Annotated in this window: 26 protein-coding genes; 7 read left to right on the plus strand and 19 right to left on the minus strand. The window is 38.3% G+C overall.

Going from position 1 to position 23,015, the window contains the following annotated elements:
* Positions 1-8 precede the first annotated feature (8 nt).
* The 17 genes from H8909_RS02180 to H8909_RS02260 all read right to left on the minus strand — a co-directional run bounded on the left by H8909_RS02180 (position 9) and on the right by H8909_RS02260 (position 16,390).
* Positions 9-1,016 (minus strand): bifunctional lytic transglycosylase/C40 family peptidase, encoded by a 1,008-nt coding sequence (locus tag H8909_RS02180; protein WP_008787622.1) that lies wholly within the window; start codon positions 1,014-1,016, stop codon positions 9-11.
* A complete protein-coding gene (locus H8909_RS02185; RefSeq protein WP_187011661.1) occupies positions 1,013-3,217 on the minus strand; it encodes a CD3337/EF1877 family mobilome membrane protein in 2,205 nt (734 codons plus the stop codon). The genes H8909_RS02180 and H8909_RS02185 overlap by 4 nt, the downstream gene beginning before the upstream one ends.
* Positions 3,217-5,667, minus strand: a complete 2,451-nt coding sequence (gene tcpF, locus H8909_RS02190; protein WP_008787620.1) for a conjugal transfer ATPase TcpF — start codon at positions 5,665-5,667, stop codon at positions 3,217-3,219. Before tcpF ends, H8909_RS02185 begins: the two co-directional genes overlap by 1 nt.
* Complete coding sequence (locus H8909_RS02195; RefSeq protein ID WP_009243016.1) at positions 5,645-6,043, minus strand: conjugal transfer protein; 399 nt, start codon at positions 6,041-6,043, stop codon at positions 5,645-5,647. Before H8909_RS02195 ends, tcpF begins: the two co-directional genes overlap by 23 nt.
* 116 nt (positions 6,044-6,159) lie before the next feature.
* The gene (locus H8909_RS02200) at positions 6,160-6,663 is read right to left on the minus strand and encodes an antirestriction protein ArdA (protein WP_002323345.1); all 504 of its coding nucleotides are present in this window, start codon (positions 6,661-6,663) and stop codon (positions 6,160-6,162) included.
* 17 nt (positions 6,664-6,680) lie between these two features.
* Complete coding sequence (locus H8909_RS02205) at positions 6,681-7,184, minus strand: antirestriction protein ArdA (RefSeq protein ID WP_008787619.1); 504 nt, start codon at positions 7,182-7,184, stop codon at positions 6,681-6,683.
* Positions 7,103-7,399, minus strand: coding sequence for a hypothetical protein (locus H8909_RS02210; RefSeq protein ID WP_008787618.1), 297 nt, complete (start codon positions 7,397-7,399; stop codon positions 7,103-7,105). Before H8909_RS02210 ends, H8909_RS02205 begins: the two co-directional genes overlap by 82 nt.
* Positions 7,400-7,508: 109 nt before the next feature.
* The gene (locus H8909_RS02215; protein WP_008787617.1) at positions 7,509-8,129 is read right to left on the minus strand and encodes a hypothetical protein; all 621 of its coding nucleotides are present in this window, start codon (positions 8,127-8,129) and stop codon (positions 7,509-7,511) included.
* 89 nt (positions 8,130-8,218) lie between these two features.
* Positions 8,219-8,440, minus strand: coding sequence for a hypothetical protein (locus H8909_RS02220; protein ID WP_002323342.1), 222 nt, complete (start codon positions 8,438-8,440; stop codon positions 8,219-8,221).
* Complete coding sequence (locus H8909_RS02225; RefSeq protein ID WP_017143882.1) at positions 8,441-8,575, minus strand: DUF3789 domain-containing protein; 135 nt, start codon at positions 8,573-8,575, stop codon at positions 8,441-8,443.
* 12 nt (positions 8,576-8,587) lie between these two features.
* Positions 8,588-9,784, minus strand: a complete 1,197-nt coding sequence (gene mobT / locus H8909_RS02230) for a MobT family relaxase (RefSeq protein WP_008787615.1) — start codon at positions 9,782-9,784, stop codon at positions 8,588-8,590.
* 183 nt (positions 9,785-9,967) lie between these two features.
* A complete protein-coding gene (locus tag H8909_RS02235) occupies positions 9,968-11,362 on the minus strand; it encodes an FtsK/SpoIIIE domain-containing protein (RefSeq protein WP_187011662.1) in 1,395 nt (464 codons plus the stop codon).
* 68 nt (positions 11,363-11,430) lie between these two features.
* The gene (locus tag H8909_RS02240; RefSeq protein ID WP_008787613.1) at positions 11,431-11,634 is read right to left on the minus strand and encodes a helix-turn-helix transcriptional regulator; all 204 of its coding nucleotides are present in this window, start codon (positions 11,632-11,634) and stop codon (positions 11,431-11,433) included.
* A 3-nt stretch (positions 11,635-11,637) separates the two neighbouring features.
* The gene (locus tag H8909_RS02245; protein ID WP_187011663.1) at positions 11,638-12,279 is read right to left on the minus strand and encodes a DUF2178 domain-containing protein; all 642 of its coding nucleotides are present in this window, start codon (positions 12,277-12,279) and stop codon (positions 11,638-11,640) included.
* Positions 12,280-12,381: 102 nt separating this feature from the next.
* Entirely contained in the window at positions 12,382-12,765 is a 384-nt protein-coding gene (locus H8909_RS02250; protein WP_027089108.1) for a YdcP family protein, read from the minus strand.
* 15 nt (positions 12,766-12,780) lie between these two features.
* Entirely contained in the window at positions 12,781-13,107 is a 327-nt protein-coding gene (locus H8909_RS02255; protein ID WP_027089109.1) for a YdcP family protein, read from the minus strand.
* Positions 13,108-13,345: 238 nt separating this feature from the next.
* Positions 13,346-16,390, minus strand: coding sequence for an SrtB-anchored collagen-binding adhesin (locus tag H8909_RS02260; RefSeq protein ID WP_187011664.1), 3,045 nt, complete (start codon positions 16,388-16,390; stop codon positions 13,346-13,348).
* A 392-nt stretch (positions 16,391-16,782) separates the two neighbouring features.
* On the opposite strand from H8909_RS02260, the gene H8909_RS02265 reads away from it, so the two are divergent.
* Entirely contained in the window at positions 16,783-17,907 is a 1,125-nt protein-coding gene (locus H8909_RS02265; protein ID WP_238928197.1) for a HipA domain-containing protein, read from the plus strand.
* 75 nt (positions 17,908-17,982) lie between these two features.
* Here H8909_RS02265 and H8909_RS13870 read toward each other — a convergent pair whose 3' ends face one another.
* Positions 17,983-18,195 (minus strand): Mu transposase domain-containing protein, encoded by a 213-nt coding sequence (locus H8909_RS13870; RefSeq protein ID WP_439647243.1) that lies wholly within the window; start codon positions 18,193-18,195, stop codon positions 17,983-17,985.
* A gap of 162 nt (positions 18,196-18,357) precedes the next feature.
* Between H8909_RS13870 and H8909_RS02270 the strand changes: the two genes are divergently transcribed.
* From H8909_RS02270 to H8909_RS02280, 3 genes are all read left to right on the plus strand, one after another.
* A complete protein-coding gene (locus H8909_RS02270; protein WP_187011665.1) occupies positions 18,358-18,723 on the plus strand; it encodes a GNAT family N-acetyltransferase in 366 nt (121 codons plus the stop codon).
* 57 nt (positions 18,724-18,780) lie between these two features.
* Positions 18,781-19,527 carry a MerR family transcriptional regulator gene (locus H8909_RS02275; RefSeq protein ID WP_187011666.1) on the plus strand — a complete coding sequence of 249 codons (747 nt, stop codon included), beginning with the start codon at positions 18,781-18,783 and terminating at the stop codon, positions 19,525-19,527.
* A gap of 857 nt (positions 19,528-20,384) precedes the next feature.
* Positions 20,385-20,792 (plus strand): PH domain-containing protein, encoded by a 408-nt coding sequence (locus tag H8909_RS02280; protein ID WP_187011667.1) that lies wholly within the window; start codon positions 20,385-20,387, stop codon positions 20,790-20,792.
* Positions 20,793-20,941: 149 nt separating this feature from the next.
* Here H8909_RS02280 and H8909_RS02285 read toward each other — a convergent pair whose 3' ends face one another.
* Entirely contained in the window at positions 20,942-21,385 is a 444-nt protein-coding gene (locus H8909_RS02285) for a hypothetical protein (protein WP_187011668.1), read from the minus strand.
* 476 nt (positions 21,386-21,861) lie between these two features.
* Here H8909_RS02285 and H8909_RS02290 point away from each other — a divergent pair, with 476 nt between their 5' ends.
* Genes H8909_RS02290 through H8909_RS02300 form a run of 3 tightly spaced genes read left to right on the plus strand, consistent with a single transcriptional unit; the run spans position 21,862 to position 22,740 of the window.
* Positions 21,862-22,200, plus strand: coding sequence for a PadR family transcriptional regulator (locus tag H8909_RS02290; RefSeq protein WP_187011669.1), 339 nt, complete (start codon positions 21,862-21,864; stop codon positions 22,198-22,200).
* Positions 22,187-22,564 carry a DUF6120 family protein gene (locus H8909_RS02295; RefSeq protein WP_187011670.1) on the plus strand — a complete coding sequence of 126 codons (378 nt, stop codon included), beginning with the start codon at positions 22,187-22,189 and terminating at the stop codon, positions 22,562-22,564. The genes H8909_RS02290 and H8909_RS02295 overlap by 14 nt, the downstream gene beginning before the upstream one ends.
* An 11-nt stretch (positions 22,565-22,575) precedes the next feature.
* Positions 22,576-22,740, plus strand: coding sequence for a hypothetical protein (locus tag H8909_RS02300; RefSeq protein ID WP_187011671.1), 165 nt, complete (start codon positions 22,576-22,578; stop codon positions 22,738-22,740).
* Positions 22,741-23,015 lie beyond the last annotated feature (275 nt).

Here is a 23,015-nt window from a genome sequence, read left to right on the forward strand (position 1 = left end):
CTCACTTTCTATTGTTTTACTCGTCCTGCACCGATTAAGTGCTGTTGCCAGTAACTACTACTTAGGTCTGCATATCCTATCGGGTCGCCTGCGTGGTACATCTGTGTCGGCGAAACAAGAATACCGACGTGTGTTACATAACTTCCAGCGTTATAGGTAGAATGGAAAAATACCAAGTCCCCAGCCTTTGCCTGCGAAAGTGGAAGATGTTGGGTTGCGTCATACTGTGCTTGTGCGGTTCTCGGTAAGGAGATACCAGCTTTTCCATAGCACCATTGCGTCAGTCCCGAACAGTCAAAAGAAGTGTTGGGATTGCTACCGCCATACACATATTTCCAGCCTTGATATTTTAACGCTTCATTCATGACCTTTTGTGCCAGCTCTCCCGATACCTGCGGAACAGTTAAATACTGATTGACTAATTCGACGTAAAATTGATTGCCATACTGATACCGCCAACCCCCGTTCTTCGCAACGGCTATCGGGTTGGTGTAGGTTACTTTCTTTCCACCCGATTTCTCACGGGCGAAGCTCTCTGCAAGGTTAAAGGTGTGTTTCTTTCCTTTTCCTGCCACATATCCCACATAACCACCGCCATAGTTATAGGACTGTATCGCTACATTCAAATCGTCGATACCTTGATTTTTACAGGAAGAAAGCAGGGACGCAAAATACTTACACCCCTGCTTGATTGAGCTTTCCGTATCTAAAGAGTTGGGCGGTAAACCAAGACTTTCTGAACTCTGCATAACATCTTCTGCCGTACCGCCACTTTCTACTTGAATGATAGCCAGTAGCACGTTGACATACTCGGAGATACCGTTTTCTCTGGCGTATTTTTCCACCATAGGCTGATGTTTCAAGACTTCTGCGGATAAATTCATACCCGTAATGCCAGAAGAAAAGTTGCTGTTCTCGTCGTCGCTGTCCGCACTAATGAGGACACCAAAGAAAAGGACTATGGAAAAGAGGATAGGAAACAGACTGCCAATAAGAGCGATATGTTTCAGTTTCATTTTTTCTTCTGTCCTTTCTTCGTTACAAGGTTACGGTTCTTTTCGGTATGTTCCGTTGTACGCTTTGATTGTTCAAAGGTCTGTTTCTTTGTAGTACGCTCTGCTTTGTAATTCTGGCGTGTTTCCTGCGATACTACTTTTTCTACATTCTGCCTATGTACTGGCTGTGCAGGCTGGGTCGCTTTCTTATCAGAAGCACCAGAAGATAACGGACGCTCTTTCACAACATTTGTCTTGACTGGTTCACTTGCTTTCGGAGTTGGAGCTGTGGCTGGGCGTTTGACTTCCTGCATTTTTTCAACACTCGGCTTTGGAATGGTTGAAGCTGTGACTGGTCGCTCATGGGGACGGGTAGCTCCCGTTGTCGCTGATCCGTCCGTCTTTCTTTGTCTTGCTTCTTGTGCCTTTTGAAGCTCCATACGTTTGTCAGCGATATTCTGTCTATGCTGTTCCTGCTTTTCCAAGCGTCCCGTCTGTCTGGACTGCTGTTCCTGCACCATGCCACGCTTGAAGTCTGATACGCTGGACTTTGCCTTTTCCTTTGCGGAATACACCGCATAAGCGGTCTGTGTCGGCATATCCTTGATATTCTCTTTGACAGCGTTAGCCTTGTCTTTCACTTTATTTTTCGTATCTAAGACAGCACCCACCTTTGAGCCTGCACGCTGTCCCATGCTGGAAGTGGTATTGCCCCGATTTTCTTTAGAAGCCGTATTTTTTCTTTCGGCTCTCTTGCCAGCAACGGCACTTCCAGCTACCGCACCAGCCACACCACCCGAAATACCGCCAGCACTTACCGCCCTTGCAATACGGTGTTCCATACGCCTAGCCCTATGTCGCATAAACAGATACGGTCTGCGGAAAATTCTTCGTCCCATGTTTTGACTGTCGCCAGCATTAAGTGAGAACATACTCATTAAGTCGCCCAGTTTCATATAGATACCAGCAAAACACACTATCTGCAAGAACGCCACCATAAAGAACGGGTAGTCTGTGGAGATGTTATAAAACATACTGGAAATGCTGAACGCCACCGTTACAATGAGCGTTATTCCTGCCCGTGTCATTATGGTATTAAATACCCTCACGATTGCCTGCTTTGCCATGCTTTCATAGCTCGGTATCATGGAAAGTAGAAAGCTGATAGGTAAAAACATTGCAAAGATAATAAAGAGTATCTGGCTGAACAACATCATACCCGTAAGCAAGAATACAAATATCGTGATACCTAAGTTAAAGAATAGCAGGAAGAACACCATACCTAAACGGTTTACGACCTGCGGTATCGTCAGATTGTTGTTGTCATTGTCCTCGATTTCTGTTTTCACGACTTCCTCTCTGGTCTTGCCGTCCTCGTCCTCTGGACTTACTGATACCAGAGCTTCTACACGGTCTGTCCCGATTTCCTCTGCGTTGCTGTTACCAAATTGAAGCAAGAGCCACGGCTGTTCCACTTGAATGGAAAACAAGCTGTCCCGTATCAAGTCCACGCTGTCCTTGCCCTCGCTGTCAGAGTTGGGGAGCATGATTTTTGTTCCCAAGTCCAAAGAAGCGGTACTGATGTCTGATGAAAATTCATTTATCTTCTTGATGTAATCGGGAGCGTAGGCAATAAAAGAAGCGGACAGCACGAACACCACCACAAAGTTGATAACAGCGTGAAGTGCCTTGCTGGTTTCCCGTTTTATCAGTCCCGTATAGGCAACATAAAGTCCCACCACTAAGATAATGAGAAGCAGGAAACCGACATAAAAGCCAGAGCTGGAAAAACCGTTCTGTGTTACGCCTGCAAGGGTCTGTATGCTTTTTCCGATACTGTCTGCCATATCATTGATGAAGTCCAGCTTATAGGCTTCCTGCACCACATAGCCCGTAGCATTGCTTAAATAAAGGCTTATCGTCCAGACAAAATTGGTAATGCAGTAAAGCCCGTACTGCACCGATTTTCCAATCCCGTCCAGCCAGTTCCACGGCAACCACGACCAGCTATTATCCACATAAAAATCAAGCTGGTAATTCGACAGCGGATATTTTGAGTAAAGATTTTCTGCGTTTATGGTATCGTCCACAAGCCCCGTCGCATGAGCCACCGTCCCCAGAAGTGAGAGCAGGATAAGGGAGAGTGCCACGACAAACAGAGCCATTTTGAGAAAGTGAAGTATCTTCCTTTTTGTGAACGCACCTTTTATCCTTTCTTTCATCACTCCACCTCATTTCTCTGTACGGGCGGTCTGGTATCAAAGGCGTGTAGCAGTTCTTCAAAGACTGGGTGTATCTGCACCACACCGACACGCCCGTATAAGTCCTGCAATAAGCATTGTCCGTTCTCCAAATCACGCAAGCGTTTCTGGTTGTTCTCGTCGTCCTTGTCGATACCGAAAAATTCTAAGGTCTGCTTTATCTCGTTGATGTCAGTAGAACGAAAGGCAAACTTCAAGCCGATATTGTTTTTCAGACTTTCCTTTGACACGTCGCCAGAAGATTGTGTAACAAAATAGACGCCTGCCTGCATAGCTCGTCCAGCACGCACCAGCTTATTTGATAAAGTTTCGCCTTGTGCCACATTTAAGAACGCCCACGCTTCGTCAAGGTCTACAATCTTAAAAATGCTTCTGTCTGAATGGATAAAATCAAGGGCAAAGGTACTAATCACAATCAGCATAGACACCGACAATAATTCAATGGTCGTGTATTCCTCAAATGTTGTATCCTTATCTGGTAATACTAAGTCCGCTACTTGAATGATATTGAGTTGGTTATCCAGACTGATTGCATTTTCCACCGTACCGTCTGAAAACAGCAGGTGTGCAAAGTCGTAGTCCGTGAAGCTGTCGATATGTTCTGCGATATTTCTTGATATGGGTGTATCTTCACGGCGTAGCTCGTCTATCACATGGAGCAAGCCCCGACTGTCGCTCTGGGTAACGGAGCGTACCGCCTTACGAAGTACAGGGAATTTTTCGCCGTCCCTAGAGGAAATACCCGTAAGGAATGTTAAGATGTCGATTGCCAGACTTTCAGCGTCTTTTACATTCTTCATAATCACGAACGGGTCAAGAAGTCCTGCATTGTCCTTGTCGCTGGTAAGGTTTACGATATTGATTTCATGGGCGATTTCTGGGAGCGTTTCTTTCCAGTTGCCCCTCTCAGCTTTGGGGTCTAAAATGACTGCTTGACCGCCAAACAGCACCGCATAATATACCAGAAGATTGTTGCAGAATGACTTTCCACCGCCAAGCGAACCGACAAAAGCAGAAGCAAGAGCGTTTGTTACTGTACCTTTTACACCCTGCGAAGCTAACGACGGTTGCAGGTACACATTTCTTCCCGTATCAACGGAATAGCCCATATAGATACCCGTAGTTTCCCCTAACTGCTGGGTCGCACCAAAACCAAGACCTGCCAAGAAATCTGATTTTACATACTGCACGTAGTCATTGATATATCGCTTGCTGGCAGGAAGAAATTCAGAATGAAGCCCCAGCATATCCCCAGCAGGACGCACCAGCTTTACATTGAGGTCGTCGTAAAAATCTTTGACTTCATCACAACGGCGTTTTAATTCGTCCAAATCATCAGCCGATACACGCACTACATAAGAGAGCTTATACATACTTTCTTTTGTCTGGTCTAAGTCCGTTTCCAGCTCATCCACGCTGTCTAATGCGTCCACCACATTTGAGCTTGTTTCACTTCCTGCTTGATAAGCGTGATTGTCAAGGTCTTTCAATTCCTTTTTCTTGTTGCGGACGGTTGTTAATGCTTTACGGTTCTCCACGATTTCTACATTCATAGAAGTATCAACGGGGAATGTGAATTGCTGTTGCTGGAAATAGAAGATTTCAGACGACGGAAAATCAAGCTCGCCAACAATCGCATTGACGGTAAAGTAGGACACATAGCTTTCCCTGTCCTCATGTTCCAATCGCAAATACCGCTGGCTTTCCTCAATCACACACCTTGTCGGACGGATAAGGTCGTAGTATTTTATCAGCGTTTCTTTCTGTAATTTCTTCTTTGGTAGCTGGTACTCATAATCTTCATAGGCGATACCGTCCCTGCCGTAAAGATGTTCCATGAGATACCCAAAATCATGGATTTCCAAGCGACGCACCTTAAAGCGACGGGAGATTTTATTTTCCAGCAACTTTTCCATTTTCATATAACGGTTGATTTCATCATTCGGCATGGAAACAAAGTCATTCATCAGCGTGTGGTTCACTTCATGGAGAAATTCCTTGAATGTCAGCCACGCCGATTTTTTGATGTTCTTCAGATTGAGCTGTTCTTCCGTAACCATGAGCTTAAAGCCAAGAAAAAAGCGGTAGTCCACTTGATTGTCCCCAATCATTGATACTAACGCTTCGGTCTGTTCGTCTATCTTCTGGCAGGCAACTTCCTTTAATTTCCCCGTAACCAGCTTCTTTGACTGCTCCTGCATACTTCGTATTGAGCTTTCCGTTGCAATCTGCAACGCATGAATTTTTCCCTCACGGGACTGTGCGATAAGCTGTCGGAAACTGTCATGCACGATAAATTTCTGCTCTGCGGATAGGAAAGAATAGTTGTATGGTATCAGCTCATAATAAGCAAACACCTCATTGTCCTTATTCCAGACAAGGTTATTGTCAATATATTTTATCGGGAACATAGTTCACACTCCTTACTGCCGTGATTGTTTCATTGAGTATCTGCTTATGCAGTTTTACGGCTTTTCCTGCATAAGTGATTTTCGGTCGCAGGGCATAGGTTATCTGTGATTTCAAAAAGCTGTACGGCTTCTTTCCGTCAAAGGTTTTCTGCGACATAAACCATGTGAGAGCAACGGGAATACCAAAGTATTTGAGAAATGCTCCCTCAATCATGGAAAGTGGGGGAATATCCCCAAACAGAATAATGAGAAATTCCGTAATCACAAACCATGTAATCTGTGTAAAGGTAACGGGAAAGGGTAAGTTAAAGTCATTGATTGCATACAAGACTTTTTCCACGTTCCAGATACCCGTATAAGATTTAATCTTTTTCAAGTTCTTTCAGCTCCTTTCGTAAGTTTCTAAATAGAAAAGGACAGCCATTTTCAGACTGTCCCTTAAAGAGAAATACGCTGTCAGTAACAACAATGCTTGTCGCTGATCTTCCAGCGTTAATATGGTATCTCGCACATACCTCGGCTTGTTTCAATAAAGCAACCGCCCATATCCAAATCTCGCCCGTAGGCTTCATAGTCAATGTAATTCTGTAAGCTGGGTGGAATGTCCCCAAGTGCCTGCAATTCGTCTATGTAGTAATAGGCAACGTCTGTCATAGTTTCACAGTCGGGATAATAATAAATATCGTCCTTGTGTTCCACGACTTCTTCCAGCGTCCCGTAGTGGCTGATAAATTCGTCCAGACACTCTACAATATAGTCGGGAAGTTCCTCTATCATTTCATACATCTCATTGAGTTCTTCAATGGAAACATACTCGCCAATCGCAATGGGGAAGTTGTCGGTATCATGGATAGCGTATTCCTCATACTGTTCATTCAAGCCGATTTTTTCTTTCACATCTTCCTCGTCAATGGGGAACGTGAACCAAGCACCGACTAAATAGCCCTCATTGTATTTGCCAAGATTAGCAATGTAAACCGCCATATCATCAATCATAAGCACCACCTCATTTCCTACTCTGGCAGTTCAAAGATACCGTGTTCTGTTACTAAAAATTTCCCGTGTTCCTGCAAGTGAGAAGCGTAGGCTTCAAAGTCAAAGTAATATTCTTGACAGTCCTCGGATAAATGCTTAAATGTCGGGTCGTTCATCAGCTTTTGCCTTGCAACATCTATCATGCTTTTGCAGTCGGGATAAACCGTAATCACGTTCCTGCAAATATAAAGTGCTTCTAAATTTTCATACACGGTAAGAAGTGATACATATTCTTCCTGCATATCGCTTGAAAGCTGGCGGTACATAAAATCTAATTCGTTGAGCTGGTACACGCTTGTATGTTCGTGGACTTCATCAGCAAAGGGCAGTACCTTTTCGATAATGCGGTAATCCCCACTTTCTGCACCGACACCTAACTTTTCTTCAAACTCTGCAACATCTATCGGCAGGTCAAACCAGTATGATGTTGTTTCTTCGCCAGTTGTTCCTTTCGTTTCCACCAGCACCCTTGTTTCCTGCATTGTTCCTCACGTCCTTTCTGTTGTTTCATCACATCTTGTAAGGTCTGGTACGACATACCAAACACATATTTAGAAAAATCTTCTAACTGTCTTTCTTCATAATCGGCAGGGTTCAGTCGTTTCATTTCCTGCCACACCTTACGCTTGTAAGAGGGCAGGTCGGAAATATAATCACAGCCGACTTTCGTCTGCATATCCTTAAAAATATCGCTCATTTCATCACTCCAATCTAAAATTTAGGTAAGAAAAAAGCAGTCAATCCTAAGACTAACTGCTTTGTGTGTATGGATATGAAATTGTCAAACTGGGATTTATCAATATAAACTACCATGGAAAAATATAATAAAATACCAAAGTACTTAATACAATTCCGACAATATACATTTTTCTATAGTTTACTTTTTTGAAAAATATTATGGTAAACACAACAGCTCCTATAATATCCATTAACAACTGAAATAGGAATGTTTGATGTTCCAAAAAATAAATAAAAACTGCTATTGTTTCAGCAAATAATGCTCCTACTGGTAAAGAATATAATACTGAACTAAAAATATGTTCCCTATTCCAATAGTACAGAATAAATGCTGCTATTGCACAAGCGATTGACCAAACAGTAAACAATATGAATAGCCCAAAGCGGAATCCGCCGGAAAACATAGGTATAAACATTCCTAATATTGCTTGTAAAGCATAAAAACTTAATGTCATTCCAAACATATACAAGAACGAACTAATTCCTGCACAAATATTTGAGGTGCTTAACATAACGATGATAGTATTGGTAATAATCCAAAAACCAAACAATGTTTGAGGTGATGAAAAACTCCATAGTGTATCTGCGGGAAAATAATCTAACAGTCTACATATACACCCTACTAATATACCAATTACAAATATCGCTGTATAAGACTTATATGTATTTCTTAGTTTTATATTTGACACAATAGTTTTCCTCCTAAGTTCAAATTCATATTTGTCGTTTTCTTCATATCCATATTATATCACTCACATATTAGCACTACAATAAAATTTTATGCACCGATAATCTTGTTGAACAGCTCTAACAGTACATCTTTCACACCGCCGGCATTGAATACCAAGCCGACAGCAATCAAGGCAACTACCAAGAAGCCAATGAGCTTTGAAAACTCACGCTTGAACCCTAAGTAGATACCGATAACCACAATCGCCATAAGCACTAAGCTCTGTGCGTTTGATAAAAACCATTGATATAAATTTTGTCCGAAATTCATTTAATTGTCCTCGCTTTCTTTTAATTGTTCCATTTCATAGTCAGCTTCTTTGCCGACATTCAAAATACACATCAAGACTACGCCGATACCCATTCCCATAGATACCAGCAGGAAGTCTTTTAATAATACCCACATTTTTTATCACTCCTAACTTTCTACTAAATCTTTTGCAGGGGTCGTCTGCTGTTTGATTATCATTTCATGCTTTTCTGTGAGCTTTGCCTGCTGTTCGATTGTTTCCATGTAGTCTGTACCGTTTCCCTTATCAATCTTTTTCAGCATTTTTAAGGTCGGTGCTACCTGCCGTTGTACCCACCGCAATGTGCGGTCTAAGGTGTAAGGCTCTGGTTTTGTCGTCAGCTTCAAGCTCTGTCTGTTATCGCCGATAAACCAAGCCCAGCGGTCATTGAGCTTCCAGTCATTTTTTCGCTTGTCGGGTTCTTCATCAACAAACCGCACATACTGATTGATGATAGAAAAAGCGGTCTGTTCTGCGTCATAATAGGTCAGTAAATCTCGTACCGCATAATAGGCTCGTTCATTGCGAAGCCGTATTTCAAAACGGTTGATAATGTCGGCTTCTTCCAGAGGTGTCCCTAACTTGACGTACTGCTCATAGTCCTTTTCATAGATACAGAAATACACATCTGATTTCAGCGACCCAAGATAAAGGGTACGCCCCATATATTCTCTGTCGTCCTCTCTGTGCTTGATAAGCTCGCCCGACTGGTAAAACTTATAGCTTCTGGACTTTCCGATATATTCCCGTTTCCTGCATTTTTCCGCAAGCTCTGGAATATCCAAAATGCCCGTATGGTCGTTGATAGCAAGGTCGATACGCTTCATCACGCCACCGTCTATAAGTGCGTCCATAAGAAAGTCATACCAGCTTCTTTGCTGTGCCAGCAGGTAACTTTCAAACTGCCTGCAACCACGCCCCTTTAACTCTAAAAGGACACCTTTTTCTTCGTCAGCCGACGTATAGATAAAGATGTCCCCTAAAGAGTAATGCTCCGTATAACTGTAACGCCCGTAATTTTCATGGAGCATATAGTTGATATTCAGTTTTAATATATCTTTGATGATGTGCTGTATATCCAGCGTGGGAAAACGAATTTTCACATAATCAAACAGCATGGTAAGCGGTGCTTCTGGATTGAACTTTGCCAGTTCTTTATGCAGAGTATTCAGAAGTTCCTTTGACGGCTTCATTTTTCCGCTTTCTATCTTGTTGAGATATTCTCTTGTGATACCAGACGCCACCGCCAGCCTGCCTTGTGAGATACCGTAAGCAATCCGTTTTTCCCGTAATTCTTTTATCCATTGTTCTTCATTCAGAACCATACCCCCAATCTGTCAAGTGTGAAGTTTTTTAAGGCGACTTCACAGCCGATTTTTGCTAGGAAACCATGCGATAAGCCTTATGTTTCCTGTGTTTTTCGTCTATTGTCTATTTGCAAACGTACCCCTCTGTTAGATACCGAGGGGTTTTACCTGCTGGCGTGGCTAACGCCACACCAGCAACGGCTAGTCCGTGCCGTCGCCTTTCGCTTCGCACGTCGCCGTCCCGTCCTGCCTTGCTTGTGCAAGAGAGCCGATAGTCTGCAAAAAATCATGTCCTTTCGGGACTAAAGGCGTGTAAAACTCACTGATAACGCTTGTTCCCACATCACAATATCCACGCCCCTTGATACGCTTCTGAAAAAACTGCTTTTTCACATCTGAACCAAACAGCATACCGTAACCTAATTCGCTGATACGCCCAAGTCCCACACGGAAATTGAAGTTATCTCTGATACCGTCCGAGAAATACTTTGCGTCTGGACGCTGGCAGGCAACGATAAGGAAATAACCTGCTTGTCGCCCTAACATAACGATTTTCTTTAACTGGCTAAGTAGGCTCACGCTTTCTTTTGTCCCCAGCATTTCAAAAAATGCCACATATTCATCAAAGATAAGAAAGCAGGGTGGCAGTCCCAGATAGGCGTAGTTTTCGCCCGTCTTATAGTTCGGGTGTCGCTTCATTTCCTCACTTCGCTGTACCATGCCCTCATAAAAGGCATTGACGCAATCTATCATTTCTTCTTTGGTGTGATACACATTTCCCATAACTGTCCCTAAGTCTGCAAGGTCAGCGTTCTTCGGGTCTAAGATATAAAGGACAGCGTTGGTATGCAGTAAGGCTTCAATGAGCGTCAGCAGAAAATAGGTTTTACCGCCACCAGTTCCACCAGCAATCAGAGCATGAGGGAGTGCGTCATATTCCCAGACAAGATTTTTCATCAGTCTAAGACAGCCGTTTTCTGCCCGTACTTCATCAATGGTAATGCGGTTCGCTATCATATCATAAAGCAGGGTATATTCGATATAGCCGTCATGCAGGGTCTTGTCGGTCAGCTCACAATACAAGCCACTTTCCAATTTATCCTCTAACCGTAAAAGCTGGTCTTGATATTTCCCCAGCGTGATTTCACAGCGGATATGAAGCAGTCCCTTTTCCATTTGATAATAAATCTTTGGAAACCAGACGATTTTTTCTCTTGATCTGCTTTGCAGGTCAGTAAAAAAACCGCTGTCTTGTACGGTATCGGCTTCATACCACTTATTTTCCAGTATCATTCTTGCCAGCTTTTGACGGTGCAGGAGCTTCTTGAAACTATCGTAACAGAAGCGGTAATACAGAAAAGCGACCAATGCACAAACACCAGTCGCTATCAGTATGGTTATGAAGTTGTAAGGGGAGAGCGTCAAGCCGTTCTCTAACAAGCTGAAATGCTCCCAATCGGTACGCATGAGCTGTTTCGTATTCAGTAGCAAAAGAACCGCTACGAATACAAACAGAAGCGTCCCTATGGAAAAGTGATAGACAAGTTGCTTGTCGCTGGCTCTGATACGGTGTCCTTTGTTACAAATCTTACGCATAAATCAATCACTCCTTTCTGGATATGAAAAAAGCAGTCAATCCTAAGACTAACTGCTTTAAACTGTCTTTATTCAAAAATAAATATATCTTCTATCGGAGCTTTTACAGCTCTTGAAATATCTATTGCCAATTTAAGTGACGGATTATATTGTGCTTTTTCTAATCTCATAATAGTTTCACGACGAACACCTACAATGTCAGCGAGTTGTTCTTGTGTTAATTCTTGTGCTACACGATATTTTTTTAAATTACATACAAACTTTGCTTCCATAATTTATTCCCTTTTTTCATAACGATATAATAAATAGTTGCTAAGAAAAAGAACAAGAGCATAGATAAGTGGAACAGAAATCAGCATAAATATTGCACACCACTCAACATTACGGGAAAACATACCTATTGCCATAAGCCAGATAACTACAAATAATAGTTTAAAACCTATCTTGTAGGCTTCTAATTGTGCCTTACGTTTATTTTCTTGAAAAAGCTCATCTTCTAAGATATGAGAAAGTTTACCTTCAAAGAAAAAACTGAAAAAACCAAAAAATATGAAAAAAGCAAAAGGAAATATTTCTCCAAATTTATAGTATGTCCAAAATCCGCCAAACCCCAGAAAACCAAACATTCCACAAAATCCCCAGTAAGGAGAAATTGTTCTTGAATATCGTTTTTCCCTGCTGTTTTTTGAAAAGACATTTTTAAAGCAGATAATTACTATATAGATAGCATATAGTGCTATTAAAGCTCCAATTACTAACATAGGAATATCCTTGTAAGAAAATACATATTCCGACATATCCATATTTTTGACCCAGCGTCCATCATTGTATAATAGGGAGTAGATTGTACCAACAATAAGCAATAAAGCACACCCTACCCCCATAAAAATAATTTTTTTAATTTGTTTCTTTGACATATTTATCTCTCCTTTCAAATGAGATGTTTTTGTATCTTTATGAGATAAATATATCACTCCGCATTGTTCGTGTCAATCAAAATTAAGACAAATACATCACTTTTATTTCTTCGGCTGTCCCTGCGGTGTAGGGTTCTGTGGGCTACCTGCGTTCTGGTTGCCTTTATTCTTCAATACAATATCCTCTGCCTTTACATACCAGTCCACATCTGCACCCGTATAGGTTTTTCTTGATACCGTATCGGCTACTGGATTGACAAGCTCCACAACTGCATTGTAAGGAAATTCCCTTAACGGTACTTCTGGCGGTACAGACACGGGGATAATTCCACCGTGCAGACTGCACTTCAAATCATAGATACGCTTTTTAAGCTGGGTACTCGGTGTCCCGTCCTCATTCTGCAAGAACACATCACGTACCGCTGTAAACTTTAATTCTCCAAATGTTTTCTCTTTGTCAATAACAAACCCGTTTGATAATCTCATAAATTCTTCACTCCTTTACTTTTCTTCAACTGCTACAATATCATCAGCAACTAATACATAATCGGTATGTCCCATATCCCCGATTGCGTAACCTCTGCCGTATAACTTCGGATTGACAAGTTTTACTTTCTGTTCATACTTGAAATGCTTTTCGCCAGCCTGCACAGGAATTTCCACCACAACATTTTCGCCTTTCTGTATGTCAGAATAAAGGTTATAGCTTCGTCTGGCTAAGACCCTGCGGTTATTTTTATCTCTTTCAAAGACTGGCTCGCTTTCGCCTGCAAATTCAAGAGTTCCAAAAGACTGTGTCATATCTGGCACGACATATTTCATTTCCATATTGTTTTACCTCGTTTCTTTCTATATTTGATAAGTTTTTTAATTGTGATTTCTTATTCTGGCGGTTTGGGAAGTACCAGCAATCCCCCAGATAGTAAAGGGTAAAATCAATGCTTACGCACCCTTGACTATCCGTGTTCTTGCAGGTTGTAGGCAGACAAGCCAGAATAAGCAAAAATCTGCCGTTTGACAGCTTCGGCGGAGAGCGTGATTTTTCTTTCCTCATACCGTTACCGCCTTATGATTTCTTCATTTTACGGCGTTTGTAAAGATATGTTCCAGCCAGTCCACCAGCAGACGCAAGCAACATCACGATAAATGCCATTACATTTGTACTGTCGCCCGTTTTGGGACTGTCGCTAGGTCTGCTAGGCTTTTCTGGTGTCGGTGGTGTTTCGGGTTTCTCTGGTTCTTCTGGCTTTTCCTTAAAGGTAATCGTCTGTCCCTTATCCTCAATATTCTTATGTTCGGTAACTTTCTTCGGTTCGTCTGGATTGCTTAAATCGTACAATTCCTCAAAAGTTACAAGCTGTTTGCTGTCAAGAGAAGTAGCGTCAAAGGTAAAGGCAACTTCCACTTTCATAGCTTCGCTGTCAGCGGTAAAGGTATAATCACTTTCCACACGCTTTCCATTGATAAGAAGTTCTGCATTTTCTTCTTTCAACATCTGCCAGCCCACAAGTTTGTACTGTGTACCGATTTCTAAGCCCTCTAAGGTTACGGTATCAATGATTGTTACCTCTTTTTCAGCTTCAAGCTCTTTGTTGCCGTCTTTATCGGTAGCGGTTGTATGTATCTTGATGATACGCTCTGTGATAAGTACGGTCTGCCCGTCGTCCTTAATGTCTTTATGCTCCGCAACTTTTACGGGTTCGTCTGAATTGCTCAAATTGTATAATTCCTCGAATGTTACCAGATTTTTACCGCCAAGCTCGGACGCATTGAATGTATATGTAATTTCTATTTTCATTTCCTCATCATCAGCGACAAAGGTATAGTCATTTTCTACACGCTTTCCGTCAATGACAAGCTCGGCGTTTTCTTCCTTTAACATCTGCCAACCTTTGAGCTGATATTTTGAGCCTTTTGTAAGTCCGTCTAATTTGACCGTATCAACGATTGTTACCTCTTTTCCTGCAAGGATAGTCTTTTCGCCGTCCTTGCTGGTCGCTGTGGTATGGATAGAGATTTCTTTTTCGTATTCATCAGTCAGCGTCCCTAAATCAATCACAAGGTTATTTCTTGATACCACGATTTCAAAAGGTGGGATAAGTTCAAAGCCTTTGTTACTATCACAACGCATTTCTTCAATGATGTAGGTATCATAAGGTAATGCACCCTTGCTGTCGTCTGGTTCAGAAGTTCCAAACCACACACCGTCCTCGCTGGTCTTTCCTGCGTTGGTATTGTGCTTATGAGAAGCCCATTCAGCAGAAGTGGAGAATTGCCCGTTATCATCAGTTACCACGACGTGATTTTCGCCCGTTGTCTTGCTTGTGATCCTAAAAGGAACATCAGCAAGACGCTTGTGTGTGCCTGCACCGATTTTTACACCCTCAATATCTCCACGCTTAATCTGATTATAGATAGAATGGGCTTTTTCGGTTAAGTCCACGATTTTTCCATTTTCTGTGATTGTAAAATCAATCGGCTTTGCACCGTCAGTTAAGTAACCGTTGGGAGCTTCACTCTCAACGATACGGAATTTTCCATAAGGTAAGAGGTCAGAAGAAGTAGAAGCGACACCCTCAATATCTGTACGAATTGTCTTTACCACTTCATTTTTCTTGTATAACTTGCCCTCAACCAATACTGCATTATCATTTAAGGAAATGATGTCAAAGGCAGTATCTTTCAAAGTGGCACTTCCTTGTGGCTTTGTATCGCCCGTTTCTAAATCTCGTTTCTGAATTTTGACACCGCCACGGATAACCTTGTCTGATACGGAAAACTGGTTACTTCCAGATAATACGGCAAGGTCGCCGTCCTCGGTAATCTGTGTTACATATAAGCCTTTTATCTGTTCGGACTTATCGCCAGCCTGCATATATGCACCCTCTAACAAGTAGCCGTTTGGAGCTTTTGTTTCTTCTACGGTTAGTGTTCCAAGTGGAAGAACCGCCTTGCCGTCCTGCATATAGAAGCTGTCGCCAGATACTTTGTATGTGTCCGCTAATTTTGTGATGTAATGAGTTGTCCCGTCGCTGTCTGTTTCAGCGATTGTCTTTGTAACCCATGTACGAGTAGCTTCGGCAGGGAGATTGTCTTTATTGTAGAAGCCAGCATAATACTTCCATGTAAATTCCGCACCTGCTAAAGAAGCGTTCCCTTGCGGATTGTCTTTCTGTGTTTCCATATCAATCTTGAAAAGCTCAATCAAAGTGTCCGTTACTTTTGGCGTATCTGATACTTTCAAAATTGCTGTCTTTCCAACTTCAACCTTTAAGGAATATACAGTTTTATCCACTTTATATCCTGCTGGTGCGTATAATTCCTTGATATAGACTGTGCCTGCTTTTACCTCTGCAATATCTGTGTTTCCGTTTTCATCAGTCGTAAGGGTGGCAAGCTGTTTTGTGCAGTCTTTATCAGAAAAGACACCGTATGTTGCACCAGCGATTGAGTAATTCCCGTTACCGTCTGTGATGCTGGCATTACTGGAAACCTTTTGCAGTTTCGTATTTCCGACATTCAGTTTCGCCCAGAATTGTCCCAATTCCTGCCCCTCGCCAGAGTAGATATAACCGCCACATTCATAGCGTCCTTTATTCTCTTTGACAAAGGCTCTTGCACCAGAGAAAACTTCGTCCTGCGTAGCCTTTGGAATTTCATCATAAGAAGCTCGCACGTTATCACATTGCCAGCCAAGATGTACGCTCAATCTCTGCCAAACTACACATTGTTCCAACAGATAGACTTGTTTATAGTTCAATTCCTTGTGAGCTTCGCCATACTGTTTGACATACTCTAAGGATAACGCCACATCTGAAATCTGGTCGGCACTCATGCGTGAGCTTGCGTCAGCTCTGGTCTTGTAGCCATTCTTAAAATCTGTATTGATGTCGATACAATAGGCAGTTTCGCCCTCGACTTTCATATAGCCCTCATTGAATGTCGAACCGATAGAACCGTCATTCATTACTTTTTCAATGATACCGACACGCTCTGCACTTTCCGTCCAGTATTGCTTACTTTCTGCATGGACGGGTGTAGTCGGTAAAGCAGTAACGACAGTCGCAAGAGCTAAGAAGCCCGTACACAATCGTATCCATGTCTTTTTCATAAATCTAATGCTCCTTTCATTTTGAGTAATAAAATAGCCGTCCAATAAGAACGGCTGGAAATAGAAAAGGAACGTCATTTTAGGCGTTCCATAGTCTATAAAATATTCAATTTTTTTCTTGTTTCAATACTGATGTGCTGTACCATATCTTTGCATATCTAGGGAAACTGGCGTATCAAGGCTCATTCAATGGTAGTAAATAAGTAGTAAATTGATGTATTTGTTCCCTTGAAAATGCTGATAGATACTGTGTTTTAGCGGATAATCAGATTTTTATTGTGTTTTTATTTTTAAAGATGAGGTAAAATGGATGTAATGAAAGTAAAGATTGCAGATTATTTATGTTTGATGGAAATTGTTAGATAATTATTTTTTGAAAGGATGTGTTTTTCATGAATTATATTTTAAAACAGTATGATAATGATTTATTGTATTTTTCTATGAAAAATACAAATGATGGATTAGAAGTTTTGATTAATACTGTTAATCAAAATTTACAATATCTTTTACCATTAGACTTAGAATTAAGTAATGAAGGATTAAAAAAATGGCTTCAAAAAAGGACGATTCCTAGAAATAGAGCCTATGTTTCTAATTTTTTATCTCGATTAGGATTAAATGAAAAAGATACAAAAGGTATTATTGATATATGTCAAGGCTTATCATTGAATGATAGTTATTGGGTTGTGCAAGAAGATTGTAAAGACTTATTTAAAGATAAAAATCTTTATCATAATTCTTTTAATACAAATATTGCTTCCATTGCTTTTACAGGATATGGAAGTTATACAAGAACTTCATTTAGATCATCGCCTGAATTTACAACAAATGGGATGCTTGCAAAATCATGGAGAAGAATAAAAAATAATATTCTTCTTTATAAATCAGGAACAGAAGGATTTGCGAATAGTGGCTTAGAACCTTATAGTGAATATTATGCTTCACAAATTGCCAAAACAATGGATTTACATTATGTAGATTATGGACTTTCTAAATGGAAAGGGAAGCTTTGTTCAACATGTTTACTTTTCACAAATGAAAATGTATCTTATATTCCAGTTGGAAGAATTATAAAAACAGGTGGAATAGAGTCAGTTATTGATTATTATAAAAAGCTAGGTGAAAGCTATTATCAAGAATTATTAGATATGCTTGTTTTTGATGCAGTTATTTTAAATGAAGATCGTCATTTTGGTAACTTTGGTTTTTTAATTGATAATAAATCAAATAAAATTGTGGGATGTGCGCCTATTTTTGATAATGGATTATCACTTCTTTGTTATGCTATGGATGATGATTTTAAAAATATTAATCAATACATCCAAACAAGACTTCCTGCAACATATCAAGATTTTATTACTTTTGTAAAACCACGTATAACAAAAAGACAAAAGGAGAAACTAAGAAAATTAATAGGTTTCAAGTTTGAAAGTCATTATACATATCGATTACCTAGAAAAAGACTCAAATATTTGGAAGAAATTATTCAAAAAAGAGTTTTAGAATTATTAGAATAGTAGAGTATATCTACTATTTTCTTTATGCGTTCATCATCCCATTCTGTTACTTTGACAGACTCTGGCATATCATGATTATTTGTGGAATTTATTTATAACGTAATCTGGAAACACCTTATATACATTAATACGCTTATTCTGATAATAGGTAGTCAATGTGGTCTCAGTCACCTTAATGTCTACCATCTTGCCTACATATTCATATGGAACTGAATACCAGTTCTTTTTTATAAGCGATATGACAGTTAAGCTGTACCTTTCTTGAATAAAACCAGTGACATACCTCAAAAGGAAATTCAGGGAGCGGTCTTAGTGTTTTCTTTTCTACCTCTTCGAATACTTCCTTTCTGCTTCCATCTCTCTTCTAAGTCAATGAGAAGCAGATAAACAAAAACAATCCTGGATGTACTTTTTTACAGTCAAGATTTTTGGGTGGTCAGATTCATCGGAATGGTTGGTCAACCCCACCGGAATTTTATTAAATTGGTTAGTTGGTCAAAAGTATCGGAACACTTGGTCAACCTAATCAGAATAAGTGATCAACCAAAGCGGAATAATCAAATATTGAATTTAGTAGTTATAACAATGAGAGAAAAACATTTAGAAAAATATTTAGGGGACCATTCTATTAAAACAGCCAAGGAATCAGATTTTAGAGGTATGCAATTTAATGCTATTGTTGAATGTAATAAATCAGCTTTACACACTTATAAATCGTTAGGGTTTAAAGAAGTTGGTATGATCCCACAAGGGTTTAGATTAAAAGATGAAAGTTATTCAAATATGTATATTGTCTTATATTTATCTTTATTGTAAGAAATACTTGACTATATCCTAAGGTCATACTGTTTAATATGAGTAGAGGTGATAGTTATGACAACACATGAAGTAGAAGAAATGTTAGATATTACAAAGAAAACGTTAATTTATTATGAAAATGAAGGTTTAGTGAAACCATCAAGAGATAACAATAATTATCGATGTTATAATCAAGATGATATTTCAAAAATTAAGTTTATTCTCCTATTAAGAGAGATGGACGTCACTATAGAAGAAATCAAACAGATTATTAATAAACAGAAATCAATTAGAGATGTTTTGGAAAATAAAAAAGATTTGATAAAACAACGACAACTTGATTTAGATCATATAGATGAAAAAATTAATAATTATATTAAAAGAAAAAAAGTTAAAATAGCAGTAGATAATGTTTTAGATTATGGAACGATTTATGATCGTTTATATTTTTATAAAGATTTTCTTCAATATGTTCAGACAGAAATAAAATACAGTGATGTCAAATGCTTTAAACTATCAATGTCCAGTTCGATTGGACTTATGAGATTCATGGAAATATATATGAATTATTATGTGGATTTAGATGTTATTACACAATATGATACTTATTCTTTTCAAATTATGAACAATGAAGTTGTTTATCAAATGATGGAAAGAATTAAAGATTATCCATTAGAAGATCCTCTTGGATTAGTTGACATCTATCTTAATAAACGAGATATGGTTCAACTTAATAAATATATTAATCGACATTTTAGAAAGTGGGCTAAAGAATATCATTTAGATAATCCAAGAGATAGTATAATAAGAAGATACAAATAAGATCAATTTGTTCCAAAATAAAAAGCTGATTCTAAAAAAAAGAGTATGATTAAAATGCACATAGAAATATGTCTATCACTAAGTCCTCTCCATATATGAGTTCATTTTCTATTGCAATCATGTTAGTGATCAGAGGAGAAATTCTCTTTCTCGTTTTTTAATTGATAAAAGAAAGAACGAAAGTTAGAACATAAATAGGAATTATTCCTATCAAAGAATGAAAGGAGAGAATACATTTGGCTAATAAATATGCAGGAACACAAACAGAAAAGAACTTAATAGAAGCTTTTTCAGGAATAAATCGAACATAAAGTTCGTTTATATATGAAAACCTACGAGAGTAGCTCTCTCATAGGTTTTTTATTTCTTCTAATACTTAATAACTTCCTACAGTTATATGCTTATATGCTATAATTCTTATGTGGAACAACCGTATACGGTAGGTGGTTATCCTTGGTCGTCATGACGAAGGTACGCAATCCTTCGAAATTCACATTCCTAGAAGTTTTGGGAAAATCTGAAAAACGGAGGTGATGCGCAATGACAACATATGAAACAGTCATGGTGGTGTTAACATCGTTAGCATTTATTGTGTCTATTATAGGAATCATTGTAAAGTTACTTCTTATCATTATAGATAAAAGTGCAAAAAAATAACTACCTCAGCCTCGGGAAAAGTTTGAGATAGTCATTTCAATCATATAAAACCCAAGGACAACCGCTTACTGGTTGTTCCATCGTTCACAATTATTATAGTTCACGCTTAATTTAAAGTCAATATGTGCAAATTTGACTAACTGATATACTAAGACCAGTACATTAAGACCTACAAAATTTATTAACGGAGGCGTTAGAAAATGTCAAAAAAAATGAGCAAATTAATTTCTGTTTTCATTCTTATTTTTCCTATTATGATAATTGCTTTTACTATAGTAGATTTTCAGTCTGAACCGATGGTCAATTATGATAATGAAAAAATATCTATAAAGGCACCATTATGTAGTGAAGAAAGCATTTATTATTCAGAGATTAATGAGATAAAATACATCGATCAATTTTATTTTGGTAAGAAAGTAAAAGGACAATTTAATAAAAATTACACTGCCGGATGGTTCAATAATACCGAATATGGAGATTATTATTTGATATCATGTAATGATGTAGAAGATAGTAGGTATTTATATATAAAATCAAATGATAAACTATTTATATTTAATGTGAAAATGGCTGAAGTATTTTCAAAAATTAACACTCTGTCTAAGTAAATCGTTACTTTAGATACAGCAATACATTTCGTGAACTAAGAGATTTATACTCTACTTTCGCTTTAAATTAATAATACAAGCGAAAGGTTTTATTTTATTAGAAATAATTTAAAAGGAGAGCCACCTGTAAGCTCTCCTTTAAATTATTTCTAATTCCAGTAATCTAGTTGATCGTAATCAACATAATTTGTTGATGATGCAAGTTTCTTAAAACTATCTTTATCTATTCTAGCATATTCTTTTATTTTGGAATCATCACTCTTATTTGATTTAGTTACAAGTACATCTGAACTATTTGATATTCTGTAAAAACGATATGCATTCTCCTTTAATACAACTGTATACGAAGGTGAACCATAACGCATTTTACTCTCATCATATTTTTGTATACCATCAGGTAGATGATCAACAAAATCAACACCTTTAAGCTTATTAGAAATAGAAGTTGATTTATATAAAGAATATTCTTTCTTCTTTTCTCCACTTGCAGTGACTTCTAATAGATAAGAATCAGAACTAGGTACTACAAACACAGCAACAACAGCAATTAATAAACAAACAATAATGGTTACAATAGTCTTTTTAGATTTCATATAATCTCCTTTATAATTAATAGATTATCTTAAAATGTGAACAAAGAAAACTAATTATCATTAACTTAATTTCAAATAAGTTACACTTGTGTAAGTTAAATTGCCTACTTTAAACTGTATTTTTCTATCAGTTGTTAATACTTTTCCATCTTTATACGTGGGTACTGATTCAGAAACAGATAAATTTTGCGATTTAATTTAGCAAGTAGATAGAAAATCTGTAATACACTCTAATACTTCATCTTCAGCCGCAAATACTTTTACAGGTAATACACAAGTAAAAATGCATGATAAAACAATCAAGAATTTTTTTACACTATTTTTGTTTTCTTTATCCTCCTATTAGTTGTGGCAATGTAAACGTTTACCGCATTTAAATGCTATCATGTATCTATATCTTTGTCAACGATTGTATAGTTTTTCTATATATTGTCTAACAAATATATTCATGTTACTATTTCTATGGAGGTAGCCTTATGTCAAAAAAGAATAATAACTTTTTTAAGTTAGAAATGTTATTTCTTAAGATTCTTTCAATAAGAGATTGTTATGGGTATGAGATCACTCATTCCATTAAAGAACTTACAAATGGTAAGATAGATATCAAAGAAGGAAGTATGTATCCTGTTCTTTATAAGTTTGAAGATCTAGGCTATATATCAAGTGAGAAAAAGCTTGTTGGAAAGAGAATGACAAGAATATATTATCATTTGGAGCCATCTGGAAAAGCGTACCTAGAGGGCATATACAAAGAATACAAAGAGATGACAAGTATTATTGATACATTTATGGAGGAAGAGCATGACTTACAATAAAAACATTAAAAAGTATATTAAACAATGTAAGTATCTATTTGCTTCTTATGGTAAATCTGAAAAAGAATATATAAGAAAACTCATAGATAATATTGATGATGGTTCTCATAATATGACATATGATGAAGTCGTAGAAAGACTTGGTACACCTAAGGAAGTTATTATTAGTTACTATGAGCAGGAAGATATGGACAAACTGATTGAAAAAGCAAAGGTAAGAAGATTATTAAAGAATTTCTTATCTATTGCGCTCGCTGTATTATTAGTATTCTTATGCTATAAAGCATATATTTACCAAAAGACTTTTGAAGAAATAAGAGATTCAAAAGGTGGATATTTTGAAGAAACAATTGAAATCAAATAAGGAGAGTGAACATGATAAGAAAAATAATCACCATTTTATGTGTTTCTTTTTCTCACTCTGTCTTAAATGCATCTGCAAGCATAACAGCTAAGCAATATCATCAAAATGGATCAATACTAAAAACAATAGATAAAACTGTAAAACTCACTTGTAGTCCTACCGGTTCATTATCTTAAAACAATCTTCTAGCATTTGAAACAATACAGACTCCTGATTCATAAGAAACTATTCTCTGTTTTTATTTAAAGCATCCCACCCGATTAAATATATATCAAAACACAAGAAAGACTGTGAGATCGTAATCGTCAAATAGTATAGCGGATAGAAATAGATTGAGTATTCCGCTAATGGAAGACCACTCGTTACAGTAGAGAAGTCCACTCAATACGCTGGACAAGTCCGCCTCACCAAAAAATTGAATACGGTTGGAAGTCCACAATTAATTTGAAAA

This window comes from Catenibacterium faecis (assembly GCF_014306455.1).
GTDB classification, from domain to species: Bacteria; Bacillota_I; Bacilli_A; order Erysipelotrichales; family Coprobacillaceae; genus Catenibacterium; species Catenibacterium mitsuoka_A.